Origin of the sequence: Methylobacterium sp. E-025 (assembly GCF_022829705.1) — a bacterium.
In the GTDB taxonomy this organism is placed as follows: Bacteria; Pseudomonadota; Alphaproteobacteria; order Rhizobiales; family Beijerinckiaceae; genus Methylobacterium.
Genome location: NZ_JAKSYR010000157.1, coordinates 1 through 7,128, shown reverse-complemented (window position 1 = coordinate 7,128; position 7,128 = coordinate 1). Strand labels below are relative to the sequence as shown.

Below are 7,128 nucleotides of genomic sequence, written 5' to 3'. Positions count from 1 at the left end.
AAGCTCACAAGCGACCTTGTAAGCCTCCTGGTTCAGCCACGTCTCATAGTTGGCGAGTAAGCTCGCGGTGATTGGAGTGGCGACCGCAGTCGGGTTGCCAATGAGCGTCACGCCGCCACCGATGAGCGGAAGCGAGACAAGGTCGCGGAGGAAGCCGCGGCGGTTCGAAGGGGTGCTCATGCGCAGAGCCCACCGACCGAGAACACATGCTCGCCGACACCAGCCCATTCGGCCGCGGTATCGCGCTCGTCCTGATCTTGATCATGCGGTTCGTCATGAACGTCGCCGCCGTGCTCGTTCTCCTCCTCCCGGTCGTCGTCGGCGTTGTTCTCGCAGTCGTCGGTCGCGCCACTGCCCCACGCGAGCAGCGGTCCGTGATCGCAAAGAGTGTGAGTGGCTGCCTCAGGGGCGCCCAGGGAAGGCTCAAGGTCCGCGTCACCCGCCAGCATGTCGAGCAGGGCAAGATCCGACTCGATGCGGTCCGCAACGCTCCGGCGAAGCGTCTTGAGGCGCCTATGGTCAGCCTCGGAGAAGTGGCGATCCAAGCCCCGACGGATCGCCTCGATAGCATCGTGCGCGGCTTGGTTAGGATCGGCTGTCCGCATGGCGCGCAGGGCCAGTGTGACGGGGCCCGGCTGCCTGCCGGCCCCGCGGGGTAATAAGGCCGACGGAGCGCCAGCTTGGGGTAATAAGGGCGTGCGTGTGCTATGGGCGTGGTTAGCCATGATCGTCCTCAGACAACGGTTGTGGTCAGGGCCGGATGGAAGGGCTCAATCTTCCTTCCGGCCTGCCTTCGTGGTACCACTACACATTAGGTGCGTCAACTATGGTACCACATGGCCAAGGGTCGGACCCGCGGGAAGCATAAAGGTATGCAGATCCAAGTTCGGATGCAGCCTGAGCAGGTCGCAATTCTCGATGCTTGGATCGCAGACCAACCGGAGCCTAAGCCATCGCGGCCGGAGGTAATCCGTCGCGGTTTCACGGACTGGCTCACCGGCCAGGGCTACGTGCGGCACCCTGAGGATCCTGAGGGCGCGAACTAATGGCCGACATCCCTGAACAAGAGATCGAGGACTCTCCGCTTGCCGGCAGCGTCACCCGCGACGGCGTCACAGTGCAGGTTCACATCTACCGGTTCGCCGACACTGCGGACGAATGGACCCTAGAGGTCGTCGACCACGAAGGCGGGCACACGGCCTGGACTGGCACCTTCGCGAACGATGAGGACGCCTTTGAGGCGTTCGAGCATGCGGTCGCAAAGGACGGGATCCGCTGGTTCGTTGAGCAGCCGGTGGAGCACTGACCGAACGCCTAGAAGCGAGGGGCCTACGCTTACGTGATGGCCTAGCGTGGATCACCGCCGCATCAATAACGGCGTGCAGCGCCTAATGGCGACGAACGCTGCCCTCTCGTACTCCGTGTCACGGCAGTGGAAGGGCTACTGGCAGTGCCACACAGCTAAGGCCGCCTGAGATGGCAATCCCTCAGGTCGTCAACAGTCTCACCGCCAAACGAGATGAGATCGAAGCACACATTGGGGAGCTACGGCGGCAGTTCGCCGTGGCAGAGCGCGACCTATCCAGCGTCACGGCAGCGCTGGCGCTTTATGACCTTTCGCCAACCACGCAGACCCGGTTCCCGGCCTACGCCCATCTCTATCGCTTGTTCGCTTACGGGAAAATGTTCGGGCTGTGTAAAGCGGCGCTTACTGAGGCCAAGAGGCCGCTCACAACGCGGGAGATCGCTCTAGCTGTCATCCGAGCGAAGCGATGGGATGAAAGCGACCAGATGCTGCGACAGGCGGTAGCTTACCGATTAATTCAGTCCCTAACGCGAGCTGCTGCGCAAGGCCGAATTGGTGACAGCGGAAAAAAGGGCAATGTCCGCATCTGGCACTTACCATCAGACGCAGAGTCTACCACTACATAGAAAGGAAAGCCGCCCATGGGCGGCTTTTTTATCAATAATAGTGCCGGCCATGTGTCCGGCTATCAAACACCAACCCCTCCACCGGGCATAGACAGTACTGTCACGGATACAAGAAATATCGCTACTAGCAGGACTCGCATGATGGCTCCTCCATTGTCTTTGCGGAAATATATGCGCTGCCTAGACCGCGTCAAGAGGCATTCTTGCCCCGCGACCAAGTAAGCTCAGTAAAAGTTTTAAATTCTTTAACGCACTTCAACTGGCAGAACAAGACCTGCCTTCCATAAAAACGTAAATATATTATGCGGCTGGATCGGTTGCAGGGTCCTGATGATTGCAGGGGGTCCACCAAAACATAAAACCATTATGAGGAAGCAGCGGAGCTTTTATGCGACAAGAAATTAATGTATCGGACCGATGCAAAATTTCGATTTCATCTGCGTGCATTGCATCAACGCCAACCCTTAAGGTATTTGGGAATTTAATTATGAACCTGAGGCCATCGCAGCTATATAAGCTTCTCCACACCTCGGTATCTGCCACCAGCTTGGAGCTAATTATATTTACGATTTTTATTTTTGCTTCCCCGCGCGCTGCGATTGTAACGTTATGCTGATGGCGATGAAAGTCAGGAGTGTCTTCCCACTTATCGTCAGCGCTTTGGTGTTGAGCTGGCGTGATTGGGTCATCATTCACAAATAGGTTGATTGTTGGCGTGGTGACAGCAACCCCACCCACTTCCGCCGATGGATCTTTCTCAACAAAATATCTCGCTGGATAAATTAATTCGCGGCCCGTTAAATTTTTAACAGTTTGATTTGTCTCGGTTTCAAGAACGACCGTACGCATGCCGAATTTTGTTACGGCGGGGTCTGAAAGTTTGATAGTGTAAACAACGTTTGTATCCACTCGGAAGAATGTCTCCCTCATGATACGATCTCGGATGAAATCCCAAACCCGCTGAGGAAATTCTACGCCAAAGATCGTTTGAAATAAATGCGTATGTGTTTGCGACATTGATTTATGAATAAATTCGTTTAATTCTTTTCGTTGCGATCTTTCAATCGTTATGATAATTACAAACGCTACAACGAAGGAAATTCCAATGTCTCTCGCAAGGTGGTGCGAAAGCGTGTTCTCAGGATAGTGCTCCGCCCTTGCCACAAAAATAATACCAACTAGCAATATTACATAATACGAACGAAGCGCATTCCAAGCCGCTAACAAAAATGACCACATGTTAAAGTCTCTTGCTAACCACCCACTCAACCTAAACCGGACGACGCGATATTTCCCAGGTGAGATTGTTGGATGCTTGAGGGTACTCGAAAGAATTTAACTACTGAGGCAGGATAGCAACACCCACCTTAGGCGCTACCACCTCAACGCCTTTGGATAAGGTTGCTGCATAATACCGGGTAAAAAGGTGGGGCAAGCGCTGCCAAGGAAGTCAATTTCACCAGTGGCAACCTCAGCGATTTTGCGCCACCTTGGTGGCAAGGACGCTGAGTCGGGTGAGTCATGGGCCTGCGCTACGAGAACCTTGATGATGAGACGCGTGCTTTCATGCTCGAAGAGATCGAGAGGGATGTCACGGCAGAGGGCATCTATCTCAGCCCCTATCTCACGCAGCGAGCACAAGGCGATTGGCCCGACTTCCTGCGGGAAGCGGTCCGTTCTGGCTCAGATGACACGTTAGCGCGCCAACTGCGGGCAGCGCGGTCTTTGAACACGACCACGATGCGTCGGACGCGAAGTGGCTACACGCAAGCCAAGGTGCCGCACAACGCGGCCGAAGTTATGGCTGAGGGTGAGTTCAACCGGTTCTACGTCCGCGGGCTCTGCCGTCGAGCTATGGCGAGCGGCATCGCCCGGCTGGAGGTCTATCGAGCCAAAGCCGTGTCACAGCCTCGCCCAGAGTCAGAACGGCTGATCGCTCTCCTAATCGACCCTGAGACCGTTCTGATTGACGTTCGCGCCAGCACTGGGGTCGAAACCGCGCTGGGCGTCCCACCCGGTCCCGGTTCCGGTATCAGCGTCCGCATCCCCCGGTAGCCCGAAGTACACCAAGCCCTTTGCACGTTGTCGGTTAGGAAGCGCACGCCCTTGGTGGCCTGTTACCCGTAGGGTAACGCGTGCAACCGTCTACCTTTGCACCCAGGTGCATGCCCCTAGGCCCCTTCCGGAGGCGGTAGAAGATACCGATTTAATACAACCGATGGTTGTGATATGCCTGGTGGCTCCTCCCCTAGAGCTTTGGATCTGACTTCGGCGCGCCCTCACCCGGCGCGCCTTTTTCGTTGGCGAACCTTGAGAACCTACGAATGATACGGCAGCTCCCCGGCCAAGGGCGGCTACCACGCTACTCGCGATAGCCTGATCTCTCTGCTTCCTGCCGCGCAGTACTAAGAACGCGCGCCCTCGCAGGCTGCTCAGTGATGGCACTCCACAATCGGATGAGGGTGAGCAGATCGCGGCTATCTTGGCTCAAATCGCTAACGCCGTCATTCGGGCCGTTCTGCCTTGTGACATCCTGAGGAAGGCGCCTGAAAGGACGCGCTCCTGGAGTGTCAGAGGGAGGACAATCTGTCATCGCGCGACTAAAGCGCACATTTTATCTAACAAAACGATCTTTTGCTAGTTTTGCTGAACAATAGCGGCAAAGCGCATTCAAAATTACGCGATGGGTTAGATACCGTTCGGCCTTGGTGGGTTTGCCCCCTTGAGGCCAACTTCACGTCGCCGCTTCCGGCTGCGCAGGCGCGTTGCCAAGATCGTAGAAGCCATCGTTCTTGGTCGCGTCGCCCTTGCGCTGCTGCCAAGCCAGGGTGTTGATCAGGTCAAGCGTCGTCGTCGTTCCGGCGTTCGCATCCTGCTGGTAGCTGTAGCCGGCCACCTTCAGCGTCTCCGTCGCACTCTCCGTCGGGAAGAGCATGGGCGACCGCACCGTGACGCCGTCCGACGGGTCCCAGAGGCCGCCCACGCCGGGCTTCAGCCAGCCCGCGTAGGTCAACTGCAACTGCAGAGCCATGGACTGCAGGACGGCCGCCTCCCAATTTGTGCGCAACTGGGTGCCCTTCTGGTCGAGCGGCATCTCGGCCAGCACCTTCCAGGTCGCCCCGGGCGTGCCCCCCTTCACGGTCGCCTTCGCCTGGATCTCAGAAGCCGCTGTGCCGAACAGGCTGTCGGAGCCAGGCTGCTGCGAGTTCGAGACCAGCGACTCCACCGCGAGGTGCCGCAGCTGGCAGTTCGCCGTGAGGATGTTCTGACCCTCGACGAAGGCGACCATGCTGCTGCCGGACTTCGGACCGGCCATCACGTTGCCGGCCGCATCGGCGTAGAAGAACAGGTTGCGCTGCCGGCAGAGCCGCTTGATCAGGTCGAAGGGTGTCTCGCCGTATCTGATCATGACGTTGGGGAAGGGCGTGTCCCAACCTTCCGATCCGTTCTGGACCCGGAACTTGATGCCGTAGGGCTTCAGCACCGAGTTCGCGATGGCGTCGAGCTTGTAGCCTCTGAACTGGCCGGTGCCGCCGTCGATGCTGGCCTCGGTAATCAGCCCAGCCTTACCGTAGCCGGTGATCTGCACGGCGTGACGGTTGGCGTCGAACACGGCTTGCCGATCGCGGATGTAGCCCTGCTGGATCACCACTTGACCGGCGAGAGCGATGTCGACGCGGTCACCCGGCTTCAGCTTCATGCTGGCCACCGCGCTCGGCTCGGCACAGACGAGGCGGAAAGATCGGATCCAGCCCTCGTTCATGAAGTTCTGTTCGACCTGGACCTGCATCCAGTCGCGGTAGGCGCCGCCCTCGGTGCGCACCTCGCAGATGAGATCGTGATCCGGCATCAGATCGCCTCCACCTGGCGGCTCTTCGAGACGGTCGTCTCCTTGAACAGGTCGCCCATCGAGGTGCGAGCCCGGGTGCCGGGCGGGAAGCCGTTGAGGTCGATCGTCATGCGGTGCTCTTGCGGCAGTGACTTCGCAACCGGTGCCTCGTCGCCATAGAGCCGACGCATCATCTGATCGCCCATGCGATCGCCGGAGCTGGCGGTATCCGACGAAGGCCCCCGTCCGGTGCCGTAGGTCTTTGAGCGGATGCGCCCGTTCGGCATCCGTATGGTGCCGTTGCCAAGGTCCACGCCCACCTGACCGTCAAGGCCGCTCGCCGCACCGCCGCCTGATGCGATCGCAGACGCTGCGCTTTCACCGTCTTGCCGCAACCGGTTCAAGAACGGGACGCGGATCTGATAGGCAAGGTCGTGATGCTGAGGGTTCTCAAATTTTGAGATGCCGGCGTAGAGAGTGGCCTCGTCGCTCGGTGCACCCATCATCGCGCGATAGGCTTTGTGGTGGCTTACCGCTCCCGGCAGACCCAGCATCTGCATGCGGAGATATTCCTGCGGAACTCCGCGGTCCCGCCAATCCTTTCCTTGCGAGGCGGCGTACTTCCGAAGGAGTGGGAAACGCGGGTTGCCCCGCGCATCCGACCACTGCGCGGTACCGTGCGCGTGGCCGGAGTCACCGTGAATGCTGGGATCTAGGTTCAATCCCGACTCGCCCTGCATCATGGCGATCGTCGCTTGGGCCTTCCCCTTCGGCATGCCGAGGCCGCCTTCGGAGACGGGGCGCTGGAGCATATTCATCCAAGACGCGATGTTGTCTCGCCCCTGCGCGCTCAACCGCCCACGCGCAGCACGGCGCCCGTCGTTCCCGGTGTAGTTCCCCGTGTTTCCGCCTCCGGAGCCGGAGAGGACCGGAGCGCTTCCACCGAGCGGCGGAGGAATGATGCGCGCCGTGCCACCACCTCCTCCGCCCGATCCACCGCCATTGCCCACGCCGAGCGTCGGGATCGGGCCGCCGAAGCCTGGTGAACCGCCGCCCATACCGGCGCCGCCTCCAAACGATGCCTTCTGGATCAAGCTGACTGCGTTGCCGAGTGGTCCGCTGTAGCTCATCGGGATCGCGGATACGCCGCTCGGCCCGGCCCCGTCCTTCGACCGCTTGATCGCGTCCGTGAGGGTGCGGATTTCCTTTTCAAGCGACTTGATCTCGTCGGCGTTCTTGACTGGATCTGCGTTCAACACATCCCGGCGTTTGGTGGCGTCGGTCAGGCGCCCGCTGAGATCCTTGTCCATCGCCTCGGCGTTACCGCGGATGCCAGCCCTGTCGCCGCTCTCGACGATGGTATTGAG

Annotated in this window: 6 protein-coding genes and 2 pseudogenes; 3 read left to right on the top strand and 5 right to left on the bottom strand. The window is 59.2% G+C overall.

What is annotated here, in order from left to right; translation table 11 throughout:
* Both MKK64_RS23315 and MKK64_RS23310 read right to left on the bottom strand, forming a co-directional pair.
* Window positions 1-180: pseudogene (locus MKK64_RS23315) on the bottom strand (hypothetical protein); the annotation flags it as partial.
* Window positions 177-545, bottom strand: coding sequence for a hypothetical protein (locus tag MKK64_RS23310; protein ID WP_243937878.1), 369 nt, complete (start codon window positions 543-545; stop codon window positions 177-179). The pseudogene MKK64_RS23315 and the gene MKK64_RS23310, both read right to left, overlap by 4 nt.
* Window positions 546-1,045: 500 nt before the next feature.
* Between MKK64_RS23310 and MKK64_RS23305 the strand changes: the two genes are divergently transcribed.
* On the top strand, window positions 1,046-1,306 hold the full coding sequence (locus MKK64_RS23305; RefSeq protein WP_243937876.1) for a hypothetical protein: 261 nt from the start codon (window positions 1,046-1,048) through the stop codon (window positions 1,304-1,306).
* A 49-nt stretch (window positions 1,307-1,355) separates the two neighbouring features.
* Window positions 1,356-1,475, top strand: a pseudogene (locus MKK64_RS23300) (IS1595 family transposase); the annotation flags it as partial.
* A gap of 757 nt (window positions 1,476-2,232) precedes the next feature.
* On the opposite strand, the gene MKK64_RS23295 reads toward MKK64_RS23300, so the two are convergent.
* Window positions 2,233-3,171: a hypothetical protein gene (locus MKK64_RS23295; protein WP_243937874.1), complete on the bottom strand. Its 939-nt coding sequence runs from the start codon at window positions 3,169-3,171 to the stop codon at window positions 2,233-2,235.
* A 282-nt stretch (window positions 3,172-3,453) separates the two neighbouring features.
* Here MKK64_RS23295 and MKK64_RS23290 point away from each other — a divergent pair, with 282 nt between their 5' ends.
* Window positions 3,454-3,987 (top strand): hypothetical protein, encoded by a 534-nt coding sequence (locus tag MKK64_RS23290; RefSeq protein ID WP_243937872.1) that lies wholly within the window; start codon window positions 3,454-3,456, stop codon window positions 3,985-3,987.
* 679 nt (window positions 3,988-4,666) lie between these two features.
* Here the strand turns inward: MKK64_RS23290 and MKK64_RS23285 are convergent.
* Entirely contained in the window at window positions 4,667-5,755 is a 1,089-nt protein-coding gene (locus tag MKK64_RS23285; RefSeq protein ID WP_243937849.1) for a phage baseplate assembly protein, read from the bottom strand.
* Between the two features lie 26 nt (window positions 5,756-5,781).
* The coding region (locus MKK64_RS23280; RefSeq protein ID WP_243937847.1) for a phage tail tip lysozyme at window positions 5,782-7,128 on the bottom strand (1,347 nt) is incomplete at its 5' end.

Coding starts and splice junctions, on each gene's coding strand:
- MKK64_RS23305 (WP_243937876.1), top strand. CDS start 1,046: ATGGCCGACATCCCTGAACAAGAGATCGAGGACTCTCCGCTTGCCGGC.
- MKK64_RS23295 (WP_243937874.1), bottom strand. CDS start 3,171: ATGTGGTCATTTTTGTTAGCGGCTTGGAATGCGCTTCGTTCGTATTAT.
- MKK64_RS23290 (WP_243937872.1), top strand. CDS start 3,454: ATGGGCCTGCGCTACGAGAACCTTGATGATGAGACGCGTGCTTTCATG.